The 18117-nt window shown below is 42.7% G+C and carries 16 protein-coding genes; 13 read left to right on the top strand and 3 right to left on the bottom strand.

The features are described 5' to 3' along the window. Nucleotides 1–77: 77 nt before the first annotated feature. The 8 genes from PW220_RS08390 to glgP all read left to right on the top strand — a co-directional run bounded on the left by PW220_RS08390 (nt 78) and on the right by glgP (nt 10472). Nucleotides 78–824, top strand: a complete 747-nt coding sequence (locus PW220_RS08390; protein ID WP_105118575.1) for a class I SAM-dependent DNA methyltransferase — start codon at nt 78–80, stop codon at nt 822–824. Next, complete coding sequence (locus PW220_RS08385; RefSeq protein WP_248053970.1) at nt 821–1909, top strand: nucleotidyltransferase; 1089 nt, start codon at nt 821–823, stop codon at nt 1907–1909. Before PW220_RS08390 ends, PW220_RS08385 begins: the two co-directional genes overlap by 4 nt. A 1-nt stretch (nt 1910) precedes the next feature. Beyond that, a complete protein-coding gene (locus PW220_RS08380) occupies nt 1911–2609 on the top strand; it encodes an ion transporter (protein ID WP_248053971.1) in 699 nt (232 codons plus the stop codon). 68 nt (nt 2610–2677) lie between these two features. Further along, on the top strand, nt 2678–3406 hold the full coding sequence (locus PW220_RS08375; RefSeq protein WP_248053972.1) for a MerR family transcriptional regulator: 729 nt from the start codon (nt 2678–2680) through the stop codon (nt 3404–3406). Between the two features lie 71 nt (nt 3407–3477). Further along, nucleotides 3478–3888 (top strand): peptide deformylase, encoded by a 411-nt coding sequence (locus PW220_RS08370; protein WP_248053973.1) that lies wholly within the window; start codon nt 3478–3480, stop codon nt 3886–3888. Nucleotides 3889–4404: 516 nt separating this feature from the next. Then, the gene (locus PW220_RS08365) at nt 4405–6504 is read left to right on the top strand and encodes an ATP-dependent Clp protease ATP-binding subunit (RefSeq protein WP_248053974.1); all 2100 of its coding nucleotides are present in this window, start codon (nt 4405–4407) and stop codon (nt 6502–6504) included. Between the two features lie 202 nt (nt 6505–6706). After that, entirely contained in the window at nt 6707–8215 is a 1509-nt protein-coding gene (malQ, locus tag PW220_RS08360; RefSeq protein ID WP_248053975.1) for a 4-alpha-glucanotransferase, read from the top strand. Beyond that, the gene (glgP, locus tag PW220_RS08355) at nt 8208–10472 is read left to right on the top strand and encodes a glycogen/starch/alpha-glucan family phosphorylase (RefSeq protein WP_248053976.1); all 2265 of its coding nucleotides are present in this window, start codon (nt 8208–8210) and stop codon (nt 10470–10472) included. The genes malQ and glgP overlap by 8 nt, the downstream gene beginning before the upstream one ends. A gap of 55 nt (nt 10473–10527) precedes the next feature. On the opposite strand, the gene PW220_RS08350 is transcribed toward glgP, so the two are convergent. Further along, complete coding sequence (locus tag PW220_RS08350) at nt 10528–11235, bottom strand: UTRA domain-containing protein (RefSeq protein WP_172091893.1); 708 nt, start codon at nt 11233–11235, stop codon at nt 10528–10530. A gap of 196 nt (nt 11236–11431) precedes the next feature. Here PW220_RS08350 and PW220_RS08345 point away from each other — a divergent pair, with 196 nt between their 5' ends. The 3 genes from PW220_RS08345 (at nt 11432) to PW220_RS08335 (ending at nt 15254) form a co-directional block, all read left to right on the top strand. Beyond that, nucleotides 11432–12223 (top strand): endonuclease/exonuclease/phosphatase family protein, encoded by a 792-nt coding sequence (locus tag PW220_RS08345; protein ID WP_248053977.1) that lies wholly within the window; start codon nt 11432–11434, stop codon nt 12221–12223. Between the two features lie 36 nt (nt 12224–12259). Then, a complete protein-coding gene (locus PW220_RS08340) occupies nt 12260–14428 on the top strand; it encodes a PTS transporter subunit IIBC (protein ID WP_248053978.1) in 2169 nt (722 codons plus the stop codon). A gap of 109 nt (nt 14429–14537) precedes the next feature. Next, nucleotides 14538–15254, top strand: a complete 717-nt coding sequence (locus PW220_RS08335) for a YebC/PmpR family DNA-binding transcriptional regulator (RefSeq protein ID WP_248053979.1) — start codon at nt 14538–14540, stop codon at nt 15252–15254. A gap of 400 nt (nt 15255–15654) precedes the next feature. Here the strand turns inward: PW220_RS08335 and PW220_RS08330 are convergent, their stop codons facing one another. Both PW220_RS08330 and PW220_RS08325 read right to left on the bottom strand, forming a co-directional pair. After that, a complete protein-coding gene (locus PW220_RS08330; RefSeq protein WP_105209925.1) occupies nt 15655–15870 on the bottom strand; it encodes a helix-turn-helix domain-containing protein in 216 nt (71 codons plus the stop codon). A 1-nt stretch (nt 15871) separates the two neighbouring features. Next, on the bottom strand, nt 15872–16396 hold the full coding sequence (locus PW220_RS08325) for a hypothetical protein (protein WP_248053980.1): 525 nt from the start codon (nt 16394–16396) through the stop codon (nt 15872–15874). Between the two features lie 232 nt (nt 16397–16628). Here PW220_RS08325 and PW220_RS08320 point away from each other — a divergent pair, with 232 nt between their 5' ends. Next, the gene (locus tag PW220_RS08320; protein WP_105118561.1) at nt 16629–17477 is read left to right on the top strand and encodes an SAM hydrolase/SAM-dependent halogenase family protein; all 849 of its coding nucleotides are present in this window, start codon (nt 16629–16631) and stop codon (nt 17475–17477) included. Nucleotides 17478–17497: 20 nt separating this feature from the next. Further along, nucleotides 17498–18043, top strand: a complete 546-nt coding sequence (locus PW220_RS08315) for an ECF-type riboflavin transporter substrate-binding protein (RefSeq protein ID WP_105118560.1) — start codon at nt 17498–17500, stop codon at nt 18041–18043. The last annotated feature ends 74 nt before the right edge of the window (nt 18044–18117 follow it).

The following is an 18117-nucleotide window of genomic DNA, read 5'->3' as shown; positions in this document are numbered from 1 at the left end:
TTAGAAGTGATAGACTTCTTGAACACAGTGTGAGTTAATGAAGCAGTCGATTGGCTGCTTTTTATGAAAGGAAAAATATGGCAACTTATGAAACCTTTGCGGCGGTCTATGATGAAATCATGGATGACAGCTTGTATGATAAATGGACAGATTTTAGCTTGCGGAACTTGCCACAAGACACCAAGACGATTTTAGAATTGGCCTGTGGGACAGGGATTCAGGCTGTACGGTTTGCTCAAAAGGGTTATGAGGTGACAGGGCTTGACCTGTCCTATGAAATGTTGGAATTGGCCCAGAAAAAAGCAGAAGCTGCGGGTGTCATGATGGAGTTGGCCCAAGCAGATATGATGGCTCTGGAAGGTGTTGGAGAGTTCGATGCGGTGACCTGTTACTCGGATAGTCTGTGCTATATGTCGGACCAAGAAGCTGTTTTGCGGGTCTTTGAAGGAGTTCACTCTGTTCTCAATCAAGGTGGTACTTTCCTTTTTGACGTCCACTCCATTTATCAAATGGAGGAAGTATTTGCAGGCTATAGCTACCATGAAAACTACGAGGATTTTGCCTTTGTCTGGGATACTTACGAGGGGGAGCATGAGCATTCTATCGTTCACGAATTGACCTTCTTTGTCAAAGATGAGGACAGTCAAGAGGAGCGGTTTATCCGTCGGGATGAAGTTCATGAAGAGCGGACCTATCCGATTGAAACCTATGTGGAATGTTTGAAAGAAGCTGGTTTTGTATCTGTGGAAGTCTTTGCGGACTTTGAAAATCAAGCTCCGACAGAAACCAGCCAGCGGTGGTTTTTCAAGGCGGTCAAGGCATGATTTCAGGCATCGTAGCAGAATACAATCCCTTCCATACAGGTCATAAATACCTGCTGGAGCAGGTTGAGGGGTTGAAAATCGTGGTCATGTCTGGTAATTTCATGCAACGGGGTGAGCCAGCTATTGTGGATAAGTGGACACGGGCTCAGATGGCTTTGGAACACGGGGCAGATCTTGTTGTCGAGATGCCCTTTTTGGTGTCTGTCCAGTCGGCTGACCATTTCGCAAAGGGAGCCATCAGCATTTTACACAAACTAGGTGTGGAAAAACTGGTTTTCGGTACGGAAGAAATGCTGGATTACCAGAAAATTGCAGACATTTATGTGGATAAGTCGGAAGAGATGGAAAAATTTGTGAAAAACTTGCCAGACAATCTCTCTTATCCACAGAAGACCCAGGCTATGTGGCAGGAGTTTGCGGGTCTAACCTTCACAGGTGACACGCCAAATCATATTCTGGCTCTGGCTTATGCTAAGGCGGTGGCTGGAACTGGCATTCAGCTCAGCCCTGTTCAACGGCAGGGGGCTGGTTTTCATTCGGAAGAGGTGGAAACGTCCTACGCCTCGGCGACAGCTATCCGCAAGAGTGCTGACCAGCTGGACTTGGTGCGTGACTTTTTACCGTCTGCCAGTCTCTTTGAAGAGGCGACCAAGGTAAGCTGGAGAAACTATTTTCCTCTGCTCCGCTACCAGATTGCGACCCACCCAGATCTCAGTCAGGTCTTTCAGGTCAACGAAGAACTAGCCAGTCGTATCCGCTCTGCCATTGGGAGCGTAGCGACCGTGGAGGAGTTAGTGGATGCCGTTGCGACCAAGCGCTACACCAAGGCGCGGGTGCGGCGGGTGCTGACCTACATCTTGGTTAATGCGGTGGAAACTCCCTTGCCAGAAGCAGTTCATGTATTGGGCTTTTCAACTCGAGGCCAGGCCTATCTAAAGATTGTCAAGGAGCGGGTGGACCTGATGACGCGGATCGGCAAAGAGCCCTGGGACAGTCTGACCCAGCAGGCGGATGTGGTCTATCAATTGGGCGCTGACGAAATGGCAGAGCAGACCTACGGGCGCGTGCCGGTAAGGGTGGAGTGAGATGAGGGAAAAATTATTTTGTATTCTAGAAAATGATAACGATAGTTTATTGTCACGTTGCTATAATTTAATAATGTTATTTGCAATAGTGGTTAGTTTCATTCCTTTGATGTCTAAGCATACGAATTCTTTTCATTTGTTAGTGGATTATATTTCGACTGCTATTTTTTGCTTGGATTATCTTTTTAGAATACTAACAGCTGATTTCAAATTGCAAAAAGGAAAACTATCATTTCTGTTCTACCCATTTAGCTTATTAGCCATAGTGGACTTATTGTCCATTTTACCGACTTTTTTATACTTTAATAACAGTCTTCGATTATTGAAAATTGTACGGATGGGGCGAGTACTTCGAGTTTTCAAAGTTATCCGCTATTCAAAAAACATTCAGATTTTGACGAATGTTTTGCAAAATCAAAAAGAGTCATTATTGCTAGTAGCAAGCCTGGCTGTTGGTTATATTTTCTTTACTGCTTTATTGATTTTTTCGGTTGAGCCTGATACTTTTGAAACATTTTTTGATGCAATTTATTGGGCGACAATATCATTAACTACTGTTGGTTATGGTGATATATTTGCAACAACAATGCTAGGAAAAATCATTACAATGTTGTCTTCAATAATTGGAATTGCGATTGTTGCTCTACCTGCGGGGATTATTACGGCTGGCTATATGAATGAAATTACAAAGAAGGGATAAAAAATTCATTTTTCCCTTGACCCTCACCCTACGTTATCGCTTATACTGGTGGTAGAGAGGAGATTTCTATGAACGAAAATTGGACAGTTAAGCAGATCAGTCAGTTGACAGGATTGACGGTGAGGACCTTGCACCACTATGACCAGATTGGTTTGCTCAAACCAGCATTTGTGGCTGAAAATGGTTATCGCTACTATAATCAAGAAAATTTGGCTCGTCTGCAAGAAATTCTATTGTTTCGTGAGTTGGATTTTCCTCTCAAAGACATTCAGCAGCTTCTGGATGTGACAGAAGTCAATCGTCAGCAGGTCTTGCGGGATCATATCACCCTTTTAGAGCTCAAAAGGGAACGGCTGGATCGCATCATCAATCACGCCAGATTGCTCATAGAAAAAGGAGGAGAAGTCATGGATTTTCACGCATTTGACAGCAGTCAACTAGAAGCCTACAAGGCGGAGGCAAAGAAACGTTGGGGGAATACCTCAGCCTTTGCGGAATTTGAAGAGAAATACGATGCCAGTAAGGACCGGGTGTTTGCCCAAGAGATGCAGGCTATTTTTGAGTTTTTTGGAAAAATGCAGAGCTTGGAATCCGATCATCCAGATGTGCAGGCTCAGGTAGCCAACTTGCAGGCCTATATCACGGAAAATTTCTACACCTGCACCAAGGAAATCTTACAAAATCTAGGTCTTATGTATGTTGACGATGAACGATTTACAGTCAATATCGACCGAGCAGGTGGACTAGGAACAGCCAGTTTTGTTAGTCAGGCAATAGCAGTTTATTGCAAAGAATAAACGAAAGAAGTCTAGTGAGAACTAGGCTTTTTTGGTATACTAGATGAAGCTAGAAAATAAGGAGACACCCCATGATTCAACCTATTATGAAAGATATTTTCTTCCTGCAGCAGAAGTCTGAGCCTGCGACTCAGCTAGATGTGCAGGTCGGTCAAGATTTGCAGGACACCCTGACAGCCAACGCACACGCCTGTGTGGGTATGGCGGCCAACATGATTGGCGTCAAAAAGCGGATTATCATCGTCAACATGGGCTTCACCAACCTGGTCATGTACAATCCCGTCCTCATCAGCAAGGCCAAGCCCTATCAGACAGAAGAGGGCTGCCTGTCGCTCGAAGGTACTCGCCCGACGACACGCTATCAGGAGATTGAAGTGGAGTTTTTTGATGCTTCATGGAAAAAGAACAGCCTAAAGCTGACAGACTTCCAAGCCCAGATTGTTCAGCATGAACTGGATCATTTGGAAGGGATTATCATCTAGTAGCTACCAAATCTACCGTCAGGTAGATTTTTTTTAGTCATTTGAATTAACTTTGATACATCGTCACTTTCGCCTTGCCATACTTTAGTATAGCCTGCGCCTCAGTTCCTTGTCTGAAAGCTAATTCATTCGACTATAAAAAGTCAAAAAAGGTCAAACAAAATTATTGACTTTTACTGACCAATGGTGTAGAATAAGATTCGTAAGGTAAAGGACCTTACGAATTCTTTGAACAAAAGGTCAGTTTAGGTCAAACGAGAACGGTTTGACTTACTCTTGAACCTATTGGTCAGTAAAAGACAAACTTCTGAGGAGGTTAGGATGAAAGACAGGATTATACCCTATTAGCGTCATTTAGTTTATCTTTTATTACTGCGTTAACTCGCTTTGCCGTACTTCAGTACTGCCTTCAGCTCGTTGCCTAGTACTAAAAGCAAACTAAAAGACTAAATCAATTTTTTTAAAACAAAGGTCAGTAAAAGTCAAAAAAATAAAATTATAAATGAGGTAAAAACGATGAACAACAATTTCAATAATTTTAACAATATGGACGATATTTTCAATCAACTCATGGGCAATATGGGAGGTTACAGCACAGAGCGTCGCCGTTATTCTATCAATGGGCGTGAAGTGACACCAGAAGAATTCGCTATGTACCGTCAGACTGGTCGTCTGCCACAGACAGAAGAAGTGGCTCAAGCACAGACTAAAGGTCAGATAAAGTCAGACGGAATTCTTGCAAAACTAGGTTGCAATTTGACCCAAGATGCGCGTGAAGGGAAGTTGGATCCAGTCATTGGACGCAACAAGGAAATCCAAGAAACAGCAGAAATTTTGGCGCGCCGTACCAAGAACAATCCAGTTTTGGTCGGTGATGCAGGTGTTGGGAAAACTGCGGTAGTAGAAGGCTTGGCTCAAGCCATTGTCAATGGTGATGTGCCAGCAGCCATTAAGAACAAGGAAATCATCTCCATCGACATTTCAGGCTTGGAAGCTGGGACTCAGTATCGTGGGGCTTTTGAGGAAAATGTGCAGAATCTTGTGGATGAAGTTAAAAAAGCTGGCAATATCATTCTCTTCTTTGATGAAATTCATCAGATTTTGGGAGCTGGTAGTACTGGTGGAGACTCCGGTTCCAAGGGTTTAGCGGATATTCTCAAACCAGCTTTATCCCGTGGGGAATTGACGGTTATCGGTGCCACTACGCAGGACGAATACCGCAATACCATTCACAAGAACGCCGCTCTGGCTCGTCGTTTCAATGAAGTCAAGGTTAATGCTCCGTCCGCAGAAGACACCTACCAGATTTTGAAAGGGATTAAGCCGCTTTATGAAGCCCACCACAATATTGAATTGCCAGATGAGGTTTTGAGAGCTGCAGTTGATTATTCCGTCCAATATATTCCGCAACGTAGCTTGCCTGATAAGGCTATTGACCTGATTGATGTGACCGCTGCTCACTTGGCTGCACAACATCCTGTGACAGATATTCAGACCTTGGAAGCAGAAATGGCTGAGGCAAAACAGTTGCAGTTGGAAGCAGCTGAAAAAGAGGATTATGAAAAAGCCTTGAATGAAAAAGTCCGTATTGATAAGCTACAAAAACAGATTGATACTCATACAGAGCAACAGAAAGTAGTAGCGACCGTCAATGATGTGGCTCAGTCAGTTGAGCGTATGACAGGAATTCCAGTCTCTCAAATGGGAGCCTCTGACATTGAACGGCTCAAGGAATTGAAAAATCGCCTGTCAGCCAAGGTTATCGGTCAAGACGATGCGGTGGAAGCTGTATCTCGTGCCATTCGTCGGAATCGTGCAGGTTTTGATGACGGCAACCGTCCGATTGGTTCCTTCCTATTTGTCGGTCCGACAGGTGTCGGTAAGACAGAGTTGGCAAAACAGTTAGCGCTAGACTTGTTTGGTAACAAGGATGCCATTATCCGCCTGGATATGTCTGAATACAGTGATCGGACAGCCGTTTCCAAATTAATCGGGACCACAGCGGGTTATGTGGGCTACGATGACAATTCCCATACTCTTACAGAGCGTGTCCGCCGCAATCCGTACTCCATTGTCCTCTTGGATGAGATTGAAAAAGCAGATCGACAAGTGATTACACTTCTCTTGCAAGTGCTGGATGACGGGCATTTGACTGATGGACAGGGCAACCAAGTTAACTTTAAAAATACCATTATCATCGCTACATCAAATGCAGGTTTTGGTTATGGAATGGCAGAAGGTGAGGAAGAGCTAGATATCATGGACCGCATTGCTCCATTCTTCCGTCCGGAATTCCTCAACCGTTTCAACGCAGTTATAGAATTTAAACATCTGGACAAGGAAAATCTAAAAGCAATTGTTGACTTGATGTTAGCACAGGTTAATCAAACCCTAGCTAAAAAAGGGATTACCCTTGAAGTGACGGAAGCTGCCAAAGAATTCTTGATGGAAGCCGGCTATGACAAGGCAATGGGGGCTCGCCCACTCCGTCGGGTCATCGAAAGCCAAATTCGTGATAAGGTGACAGACTTCTATTTGGACCATACAAATGTGACCAACTTACTCGCGGATGTGGCTGACAATGAAATCAAAATTGAAGAGCAAACCTTTTCATAAAATTATAAGATAATGTAGAAAGTCTGGGAAGAAATTCTCGGATTTTCTTTTTTATTCTCGCTTACAAGCACCCTATAAATCCCATATTGACAGCTTTCGAGCAGTTTTACGGAAAAGTTTTTAAAAATCTTGTATAATTCCTTGACAAATGCAAACGTTTGCGTTAAACTATCATTGTACTTGAAGAAAGGAAAACGTTTTTATGGCGAATCGTACCAGTGGAATTTTGATGCATATTACCTCACTTCCAGGTAAGTTTGGTATCGGTACTTTTGGAAAGCCTGCCTATGATTTTGTGGATTTCTTGGTTGAAACCAAGCAGACCTACTGGCAGCTTCTTCCTCTCACAACGACCAGTTATGGGGATTCTCCCTACCAATCATTTTCAGCTATTGCTGGAAATACCCACCTAATTGATTTTGATTTATTGGCAGACGAAGATTTATTGGCCAACTTTGATTACCAAGATGTGAACTTTGGGGACAATCCAGAAAAAGTGGATTATGCCTTGATTTATGAAGCGCGTCGACCAATCTTGGAAAGAGCAGTTCAAAACTTCTTGACTGATGACAAGCGTAAGGCCGCCTTTCAAGAGTTTGAAAAAGCTAATTCATCATGGCTAAACGATTATGCAGAGTTCATGGCCATTAAAGAACATTTTGGTAACAAGGCCCTACAAGAATGGGATGACAAGAAAGTGGTTGCTCGAAATGAAGAAGCCCTTGAAAAATACCGCTTGGAATTGGCAGACCAAATTGATTACTTTAAAGTGACGCAATATTTCTTCTTTAGCCAGTGGAAGCAGTTGAAGGACTACGCCAACAAGAACCACATCAAGATTATTGGAGATATGCCCATTTACGTATCGGCAGATAGTGTGGAAGTTTGGACCAAGCCACAGCTCTTCAAGCTTGATAGCGAACGCAAGCCACTTTATGTGGCAGGCGTGCCAGCGGATAACTTTTCGGCTGATGGTCAATTGTGGGGTAACCCGCTCTATGACTGGGAGCAGCATGAGAAGACAGGTTACAACTGGTGGATTTACCGTATTCACGAGAGCTTCAAGCTCTATGATGTCTTGCGGATTGACCACTTCAAAGGCTTCTCAGACTACTGGCAGGTAGCAGGAGATGCCGAGGTAGCCAAAGTCGGCACTTGGGAGCCGGGTCCAGGCTACAATCTCTTCAAGGCGGTCAAAGAAACCCTTGGTGACCTGCCAATTATTGCGGAAGATCTTGGGAATATCGATGCTAAGGCACGCAAGTTGTTGGCAGACTGTGGTTATCCAGGTATGAAAATCCTAGAATTTGGCTTCTTCGATGTGACAGGGCAGAGCATTGACATCCCACACCGTTGTGTGCCAAACTCGATTGCCTATACCGGTACCCATGACAATGAAGTGGTCAATGGATGGTATAACAATCTGGAGCCTGAACAACAGGAATTCGTGGACGACTACACCAACCGCAAACCAATTGAACCTGTAACCCAAGCTATGTTGCGTACCTTGTTTGCCACAGTCAGCGATACAGCCATTGCAACCATGCAGGATGTGTTGGACCTAGGCGAAGACAGCCGCATGAATACACCATCAACCGTTGGAGGCAACTGGGAATGGCGGATGAAAGCAGAAGATTTAACCCAGGAACGCAAAGACTTCCTAATCAAAATGACCAAACTATATCAACGAGGAAATGAAAAACATGATTAACTTTACAACTTTTGCAGAAAGCAAGGCCAACAAGAAATTAGCAGATATGACCAACGAAGAAATCTATCTTCAGTTGCTCAACTATGTTAAACTATCAGCGGCAGATATGCCAAAAAACACAGGTAAACGCAAGGTTTACTATATCTCAGCAGAGTTCCTTATCGGTAAACTCTTGTCAAACAACTTGATCAACTTAGGTGTTTACAAGGACATTCAGGCAGAATTAGCTGTGGCTGGCAAGTCCTTGGCACAGGTTGAAGACGTTGAGCCAGAACCATCACTTGGTAACGGTGGTCTTGGCCGCTTGGCATCATGTTTTGTAGATTCGATGTCAACTCTTGGCATTAACGGTGAAGGTGTTGGTCTTAACTACCACTGTGGTCTGTTTAAACAAGTCTTCAAGGACAACCAACAAGATGCAGAGCCAAACTTCTGGATTGAAAATGATTCTTGGTTGATTCCAACGACAATCAGCTACGATGTTCCATTCAAAAACTTCACATTAACATCTAAATTGGACCGTTTGGACATCCTTGGTTACAAGAAAGATACTAAGAACTACCTCAACTTGTTTGATATCCAGTCTGTTAACTATGGCTTGATTGAAAATGGCATTTCATTTGACAAGACTGCTATCCAAGAAAACTTGACCCTCTTCTTGTACCCAGATGATTCAGACAAGAACGGTGAATTGCTCCGTATTTACCAACAATATTTCATGGTGTCAAATGCTGCGCAACTCTTGATTGACGAAGCGATTGAGCGTGGTTCAAATGTGCGTGACTTGGCAGACTATGCTTACGTTCAAATCAATGATACTCACCCTTCACTTGTTATTCCAGAATTGATCCGTCTTTTGACTGAAAAACACGGCTTGGAATTTGCAGAAGCAGTGGCAATCGTTAAGAACATGACCGGCTACACCAACCACACTATCTTGGCAGAAGCCCTTGAAAAATGGCCATTGTCATTCTTGGAAGAAGTGGTGCCTCACTTGGTAGACATCATCAAGGAATTGGATGCCTTGGTAGCTAAGGAAGTAGCTGATGTTGCCCTTCACATCATAGACGAGTCTGGTCGTGTGCATATGGCTCACATGGATATCCACTTCTCAAACTCTGTCAACGGGGTTGCGGCTCTCCACACTGAAATCTTGAAAAACTCTGAGTTGAAAGGCTTCTACGAGCTTTACCCAGAGAAATTCAACAACAAGACAAACGGTATCACCTTCCGTCGTTGGTTGGAATTTGCTAACCAAGATCTTGCAGACTACATCAAGGAATTGATTGGCGATGAGTACTTGACAGATGCGACTAAGCTTGAGAAATTGCTTGCCTTTGCAGATGACAAGGAAGTGCATGCTAAGTTGGCAGAAATCAAGCACAACAACAAATTGGCCCTTAAACGTTACCTCAAAGATAACAAGGGTATCGAATTGGATGAAAACTCTATCATCGATACACAGATCAAACGTTTCCACGAGTACAAACGCCAACAAATGAATGCCTTGTATGTCATCCACAAGTATCTTGAAATCAAGAACGGCAACCTGCCAAAACGTAAAATCACCGTTATCTTCGGTGGTAAGGCAGCTCCAGCTTACGTGATTGCCCAAGACATCATTCACTTGATTCTCTGCTTGTCTGAGTTGATCAACAATGACCCAGAAGTCAGCAAGTATCTCAACGTTCACTTGGTAGAAAACTACAATGTAACCGTTGCTGAAAAACTCATCCCTGCAACAGATATTTCTGAGCAAATCTCATTGGCTTCTAAAGAAGCATCAGGTACTGGTAACATGAAATTCATGCTCAACGGTGCCTTGACACTTGGTACCATGGACGGTGCCAACGTTGAGATTGCTGAGTTGGCTGGTATGGACAATATCTATACATTTGGTAAGGATTCAGATACCATTATCGACTTGTACGACAAGGCTGGCTACGTATCTGCGGACTACTACAATGGTGATGCTAATATCAAACGTGCGGTTGACTTTATCATTAGTGATGAAGTGAAAGCACTTGGTAATGAAGAACGTCTTGGTCGCTTGCACCATGAATTGATTTCTAAAGACTGGTTCATGACCTTGATTGACTTAGCAGAGTACATCGAAGTTAAAGAGCAAGTCTTTGCAGATTACGAAGATCAAGATTCATGGAACAAGAAAGTTGTTCACAACATCGCCAAAGCAGGATTCTTCTCATCTGACCGTACAATCGAGCAGTACAACGAAGACATCTGGCACAGTAAATAATCTAAAACAAAAGAATGTTTCCGAGTGGGAACATTCTTTTTGGTATATTTAGTTTTTACCGTTTGGCCATAGATACAAAGGTGACCTTGTCTGGTCGGTAGGTAATGGTGCCGTACTGGAAGGGACGACCGTCTGCCAGATAGGTGGTGCTAGTGACGGAAACCACCATGTCGTAGCCTGTCAGGTCTAGCAGGCTTCTTTCTTCTTCTGTCGCAAAGCGGAAGGAGATTTCTCGGCGGGAATGGGAAATTTCTAAGCCAAGGTCGTTTTCCAAATATTGATAAATGGAACTTTCAGCGACTTCCTTACTGAGATAGGGGACAATTCTGCGGTCAAAGTAGGAAATCTCATACTCTAATCGTTCTCCGTCAATAGTCCGAACGCGGCTGACACGGTAGAGATCCGTTTTTTCATCCACTTCCAATTCTTTCATGACCTCTGGCTGACCTTGGACAATATAGAGGTTGGTCAATTCGGTCTGGACTTGATGATGGGCAGAGCGGTTGAGTTCGCTGACGGTCTTCAATTCGGACACAAATGGTTTTCGAACAAGATTATGGTCCAAAATAATGGAATTTCTCCCTTGACGTTTTTGGATATAGCCATCCATCTCCAACAGCGATAGGGCCTTGCGGATGGTGTCCTTGGAATAGGAGTAAATCTCCATCAGTTCATTTTCTGTAGGCATCTCTTGATTGGCCTGCCAGATATTTTGTTCAATTTTTTCCTTGATGTCGGCATAGACTTTCTTGTATTTACTCATTGGGGGTAACTTCCTAGCTTGCTATTTACCGCTAGTATATCATAAAAAATGCCAAAGGTCAGTATTCTAAGTTCAGATAAACTTTTACGGAAAACTATAAAGATTATTCCGTAAAACCATTGACACTTGAAAACGTTTACGTTATAATAAGGCTACAAGTTGAAAATGTTTTACGAAGTAAATAGAAAGGAGAGATATGAAATTACTAACAGTCAATGTTCATGCCTGGCTAGAAGAGAACCAGCATGAGAAATTGGATATTTTAGCTCAGACCATTTCCCAAAAGCAATATGATGTAATCGCTCTTCAGGAAGTCAATCAGCTGATGACAAGTACCTTGGTGACCAAGGACTTACGGCAAGACAATTATGGTCTGGTCCTGCTTGAGAAACTAAGAGAGCTTGGAGTGACAGACTATTCCTATTTTTGGTCCAATTCCCATATTGGTTACGATCGGTACGATGAAGGAATTGCCTTCTTGACCAAACTACCTGTCTATGAAGTGGATGCCTTCTATTGCAGTCAGAACAAAGATTTGACATCAATCTTGTCTAGAAAAATCATCGGTTTGACGGTCTTGTATGAGAAGGAATGGATCGACATTTATTCTTGTCATATCAATCTTCCTGACAGTAAAGAAGAAAATCAGTTGGAGAATATTCGCTCGATTGTGGAGCGAACAAGTTCGGGGCGCTTGAAAATTCTAATGGGAGATTTCAATACGGATGCCCTGTCGGATCCACAAGCCTATCAAGCAATCAAGGACTTAGGTTTATATGATAGTTATGATTTGGCTGAGAAAAAGGATAGGGGAATCACCGTTGAAAAAGCCATTGATGGGTGGGCAGGTCATAGTCAGGAAAAACGTCTGGACTATGTGTTCATAAATCAGAAAAGACAGGTTCAATCCAGTCGTGTGATTTTCAATGGGGACAATCTTCCGGTTATCTCGGACCACTTTGGTGTGGAAGTTAACATTAGTATTTAAAGGTCAACTGACCAAGAAAAAATTTAGGAGAAACACATGAAAAAATTTCTTAGTTTCGAATTTTGGCAAAAATTCGGTAAATGTTTGATGGTCGTGATCGCCGTTATGCCGGCGGCAGGTCTTATGGTTTCTATCGGAAACTCGATTCCACTAATCAGTCCTGAATCAGAATTGCTCATTCGTATTGGGAATATCATTGCCCAAATTGGTTGGGGGATTATCGGAAACCTTCACTTGCTCTTTGCCTTGGCAATCGGTGGTAGCTGGGCTAAGGAAAAGGCTGGTGGTGCCTTCTCGGCTGGTCTTGCCTTCATCTTGATTAACTTGATAACAGGTCACTTCTTTGGTGTAACGACTGATATGTTGGCTGATGCGACTGCGACAGTCAGCACTGTATTTGGAACTCAAATTCCAGTATCTGGCTACTTTGTTAATATCCTTGGACAACCTGCTTTGAACATGGGTGTCTTTGTAGGGATTATTGCTGGCTTTGTTGGTGCGACTGCTTACAACAAATACTACAACTATCGCAAGTTGCCAGATGTATTGACCTTCTTTAACGGAAAGCGTTTTGTACCATTTGTAGTCATCTATCGTTCTGTCCTTGTAGCGCTTGCTTTGGCAATCTTCTGGCCTCTTGTACAAACTGGGATTAACAGTTTTGGTAAATGGATTGCAACCTCACAAGACACCGCTCCAATTGTAGCCCCATTTGTTTATGGTACCTTGGAACGTTTGCTTCTTCCATTCGGTCTTCACCACATGTTGACCATTCCAATGAACTACACATCGCTTGGTGGTACCTATGACATCTTGACAGGTGCTCAAGCTGGTACACAAGTATTTGGTCAAGATCCGCTCTGGTTGGCTTGGATTACAGACTTGATCAACCTCAAAGACGCTGGCGATATGGCTCAGTACAATGACTTGCTTGCTAATGTAACGCCTGCTCGCTTTAAAGTAGGTCAAATGATTGGTTCCTCTGGTATTCTCATGGGCTTAACTCTTGCTATGTACCGCAATGTTGACCCGGATAAGAAGAAAAAATACCGTGGTATGTTCCTTTCATCTGCTGCAGCCGTCTTCTTGACAGGTGTAACAGAACCAATTGAGTTTATGTTCATGTTTGCAGCAATGCCGCTCTATGTCGTATATGCTTTTGTACAAGGTGCAGCCTTTGCTATGGCGGATATTGTCAATTTGCGTATGCACTCATTTGGTAATATCGAATTCCTTACACGTACACCGATGGCGATTAAAGCCGGTATCGGCATGGACGTTGTCAACTTTATCTGGGTAACAGCCCTCTTTGCGGTTGGTATGTACTTCATTGCCAACTTCATGATTCAAAAATTCAACCTGGCAACAGCTGGTCGCAATGGGAACTATGATACAGAAACAACAGATGTGGTTTCAAATTCAAACGTAGATACAGCGGATGCTAATTCACAAGTGGTACAAATCATCAACTTGCTTGGTGGTCGTGATAATATCGCAGATGTGGATGCTTGTATGACTCGTCTTCGCGTTAGTGTTAAAGATGTGGCACAGGTTGGAGATGAAAATGCTTGGAAACAGGCTGGTGCTATGGGCTTGATTATCAAGGACTCAGGTGTTCAAGCAGTCTATGGACCAAAAGCAGATGTTCTCAAATCAGACATTCAAGACTTACTAGAATCTGGCGTAGCTATTCCTCGTACGGAAATTGTTGCGACTGAAACAGTAGTTGAGGAAGCACAATTCAAGGGTGTGACCGAGGCAGTTTATGCTGTTGCTGAAGGTCAAGCCATTGCCATCATAGAAGTGAAAGATCCGGTCTTCTCACAAAAAATGATGGGTGACGGTTATGCAGTTGAGCCTGTAAATGGCAATGTCTACGCACCAGTTTCAGGTATTGTAACCAGTGTATTCCCAACCAAACACGCTGTCGGTATTTTGTCTGACAAGGGTGTAGAAGTCTTGGTGCACGTGGGTCTAGATACGGTTGCACTAAACGGTGCTCCATTCTCAGCTAAGGTAACAGATGGTCAACGCGTTGAAGCAGGGGACATACTCCTTGTTGCAGACCTTGAAGCCATTCGCTCAGCAGGACGTGAAACAACCATCGTCGTTGCCTTCACAAACACAGCAGAAATCAAATCAGTCAGCCTTGAAAATCTTGGACAGGTTAGTCAAGATAGCCAAGTTGCGACAGTTGAGTTGTAAAAAGTAAAAGACAAGTTCATGTGAGCTTGTCTTTTGCTTTTAAAAATCTTCTCAATCCTTGCCATTTATGGTATAATAAAGCGATTTTATAAAATGTAGGAGGTTCCCCATGGGACGTAAATGGGCCAATATTGTAGCCAAGAAAACCGCAAAAGACGGTGCTAACTCAAAAGTTTACGCCAAATTTGGTGTTGAAATCTATGTAGCAGCGAAAAAGGGTGACCCAGATCCAGAAACAAACTCAGCGCTGAAATTCGTTATTGATCGTGCCAAGCAAGCGCAGGTTCCAAGACATATTATTGACAAGGCCATTGACAAGGCAAAAGGAAATACAGACGAAACTTTCGTAGAAGGTCGTTACGAAGGCTTTGGACCAAACGGTTCTATGATTATCGTTGATACCTTGACATCAAACGTAAACCGTACCGCAGCCAATGTTCGCTCTGCCTTTGGTAAAAACGGTGGTAACATGGGTGCATCTGGTTCCGTATCATTCATGTTTGATAAAAAAGGTGTTGTCGTTTTTGCTGGTGATGATGCAGATGCCATCTTCGAATTGCTCCTTGAAGCAGATGTCGAAGTCGATGACGTAGAAGCAGAAGACGGAACAATCACTGTTTATACAGCACCAACTGATTTGCACAAGGCAATTGTGGCACTTAAGGAATCAGGTATTGAAGAGTTTAACGTTACTGAACTTGAAATGATCCCACAATCAGAAGTATCACTTGACGGCGATGACCTGGCAACATTTGAAAAACTCTACGACGCCCTCGAAGACGACGAAGACGTCCAAAAAATCTACACGAATGTAGATGGCTTTTAATAAAAATGACTGTCCGGGGGACAGTCATTTTTATTAAAAGGTTGGAAATGAGAACCAGCGGAAGCTGGTTTTCTTTTTATCGAGAAATCTACTAGCACTTTTTTATATTAAAAGATTGGAGATTGGAACTGCCGGCAGGCAGTTTTCTTTATACTCAAAAGTCCGGGGGACAGTCATTTTTATTAAAAGGTTGGAAATGAGAACCAGCGGAAGCTGGTTTTCTTTTTATCGAGAAATCTACTAGCACTTTTTTATATTAAAAGATTGGAGATTGGAACTGCCGGCAGGCAGTTTTCTTTGTATTCAAAAGTCCGGGGGACAGTCATTTTTATTAAAAGGTTGGAAAAGCGAACCAGCGGAAGCTGGTTTTCTTTGCAGCCTTAAATCTAGGAGAACTCTATCACTCTTCATCATCCACATATTCCAAAATATCACCTGGTTGGCAGTCTAGGATGCGGCAGATGCTCATCAGGGTATTAAAACGAATACCTTTTGCCTTGCCTGTCTTGAGAATGGACAGGTTGGCCTCTGTAATGCCGACTTGCTCTGCTAGGTCCTTGGAAGTCATTTGTCGGTCTTTGAGGACCTTGTCTAAGTTTACGCGAATCATTTCCATATCAGATAAACTCGCTGTTCTCGGTTTCAAGTTGTTGCCCCTTTTGTACTAAGGTCCAGACAAAATAAGTTGCGAAGAGGAAGAGGGCATTGAGGATGAAATCTGACCAACGTAGATTGAGGAAGTTGGTTGGTCCAGTAGCATTTGTCAAGGCAATCAAGCTGGTTAGGCAAAATTGCCCAGCAGTCAAGACGAGCAAACTGATGAAGAGTTTCTGATAAAGTTCCAGACTAGCTGAAGCGAAATAATCTTCTTCCAGAAGCAATTTACATAACTTTTGAATCAAGTGGGCAATGTGACTGAGTGCTACTAAGACGACTAGAATCAATCCAGTCGTTAAAAGAATGAGCCAGATACCAATCTGGTCAATGGGTTTGTTAAAGGTGTATTCCCAAGTGCCTATCACAAATGAGTCGCCTCTGAAACCAGCCAGGCTAAAGAAAATATTGCCTGCAATTAATAAATAGAAGAAGAAACGAACACAACCAGCTAATAGTCCAGTTGTTTTGAGTAGATTGGTTTTCATAGTAAACCTCCAATTATTATTGTTTTATGATAATATTATCTTCAAAATTATTATAAAACAATAATTTTTGAAATGCAAGCGTTTTTTAAAAAAATTTATTTTTTGTGTGACTGAGAAAGTTTGTAGTATTATCTAGTTATAATAGATAACTATAACCATCCCTAGAAAATAGCTATTTGAAAGCTTGTAGCTTTTCTGATATGATAGAACAGTATCATTTTTAGGAGGAGCTATGTCAAATAATTTACTTGTTTTACAATCGGACTTTGGTCTAGTAGATGGTGCCGTGTCAGCTATGATTGGTGTGGCTCTTCAGGAGTCGCGTGACCTAGTAGTTCACAACCTCACCCACGATATTACACCCTACAACATTTTTGAAGGCTCTTACCGTCTTTTTCAGACAGTTGAATATTGGCCGGAAGGTACAACTTTTGTCTCGGTTGTTGACCCAGGAGTAGGCTCTAAGCGTAAAAGTGTGGTGGCTTTGACGGAACAAAACCACTATATCGTTACCCCGGATAACGGAACGCTTTCTTTCATCAAGAAACATGTGGGCATTAAGGCTGTTCGTGAAATTTCAGAAGTGGCCAATCGAAGAGCCAACACGGAGCATTCCTATACATTCCATGGTCGTGATGTTTATGCTTATACGGGTGCAAAATTAGCCTCAGGTCATATCAGTTTTGAAGAAGTTGGACCAGAGTTGCAGGTAGCAGATATTGTTGAAATTCCAACCGTTCCGACAGAAGTTGGACCAGACTTTGTCAAAGGAGCTATCGACATCTTGGATGTTCGCTTTGGTTCACTATGGACCTCAATCACGCGTGAGGAATTTTATACCTTGAAGCCGCAATTTGAGGACCGTTTTGAAGTGACCATTTACAACAACGACATGTTGGTCTATCAAAACCAAGTGACCTATGGCAAGTCTTTTGCGGATGTCCGCATCGGTCAACCCCTGCTCTATATCAATTCACTCTATCGAGTGGGCTTGGCCATTAACCAAGGATCCTTTGCCAAGGCCTATAATGTCGGTGTCGGTCAAAACTGGCATATCGAAATCAAACGCATTAGTAATTAAAGAAAATGAAGGAGAATTTTATGAAAAATAATTCTATCAAAACAGTCGTTGCTACCGGTATCGGTGCTGCCCTCTTTGTTGTCATTGGCTTGCTAATCAACATTCCTACTTTTGTTCCAAATACTTCAATTCAGCTCCAATACGCTGTTCAGGCACTTTTGTCAGTTGTATTTGGGCCAGTAGTTGGCTTTTTAGTAGGTTTTATTGGCCATACGCTTAAAGATTCGTTGACATACGGACCTTGGTGGTCATGGATTTTAGCCTCAGGAGTAGTAGGGTTGGTTATTGGTTTTGCAAAAAATCGTCTTCGTGTTGAGGAAGGGATTTTTGAAGGAAAAGATATTGTAGTTTTCAATATCTTCCAAGTAGTTGCCAATGTAATTGCCTGGGGAATTATCGCTCCAGTATTGGACATTGTAATCTATAGTGAAGCAGCAAATAAGGTATTCACTCAGGGTTTGGTAGCTGGGATTGTCAATAGTATTACAATAGCCATTGCTGGTACTATTCTTCTTGGAGTTTATGCTCGTTCGCAAACGAAAACAGGTAGTTTGTCAAAAGATTAAGAACTTTCACGAACAGGACTATCAAAAATAGAATAAAAACCGAATGTTACTATCAACCTAGAAATTTTCTAGGT

This window comes from Streptococcus sp. 29892, from assembly GCF_032594935.1.
GTDB classification, from domain to species: domain Bacteria; phylum Bacillota; class Bacilli; order Lactobacillales; family Streptococcaceae; genus Streptococcus; species Streptococcus hyiners.
The sequence above is the reverse complement of the archived record's forward strand: the minus strand, read 5'-3'. Positions and strand labels throughout refer to the sequence as shown.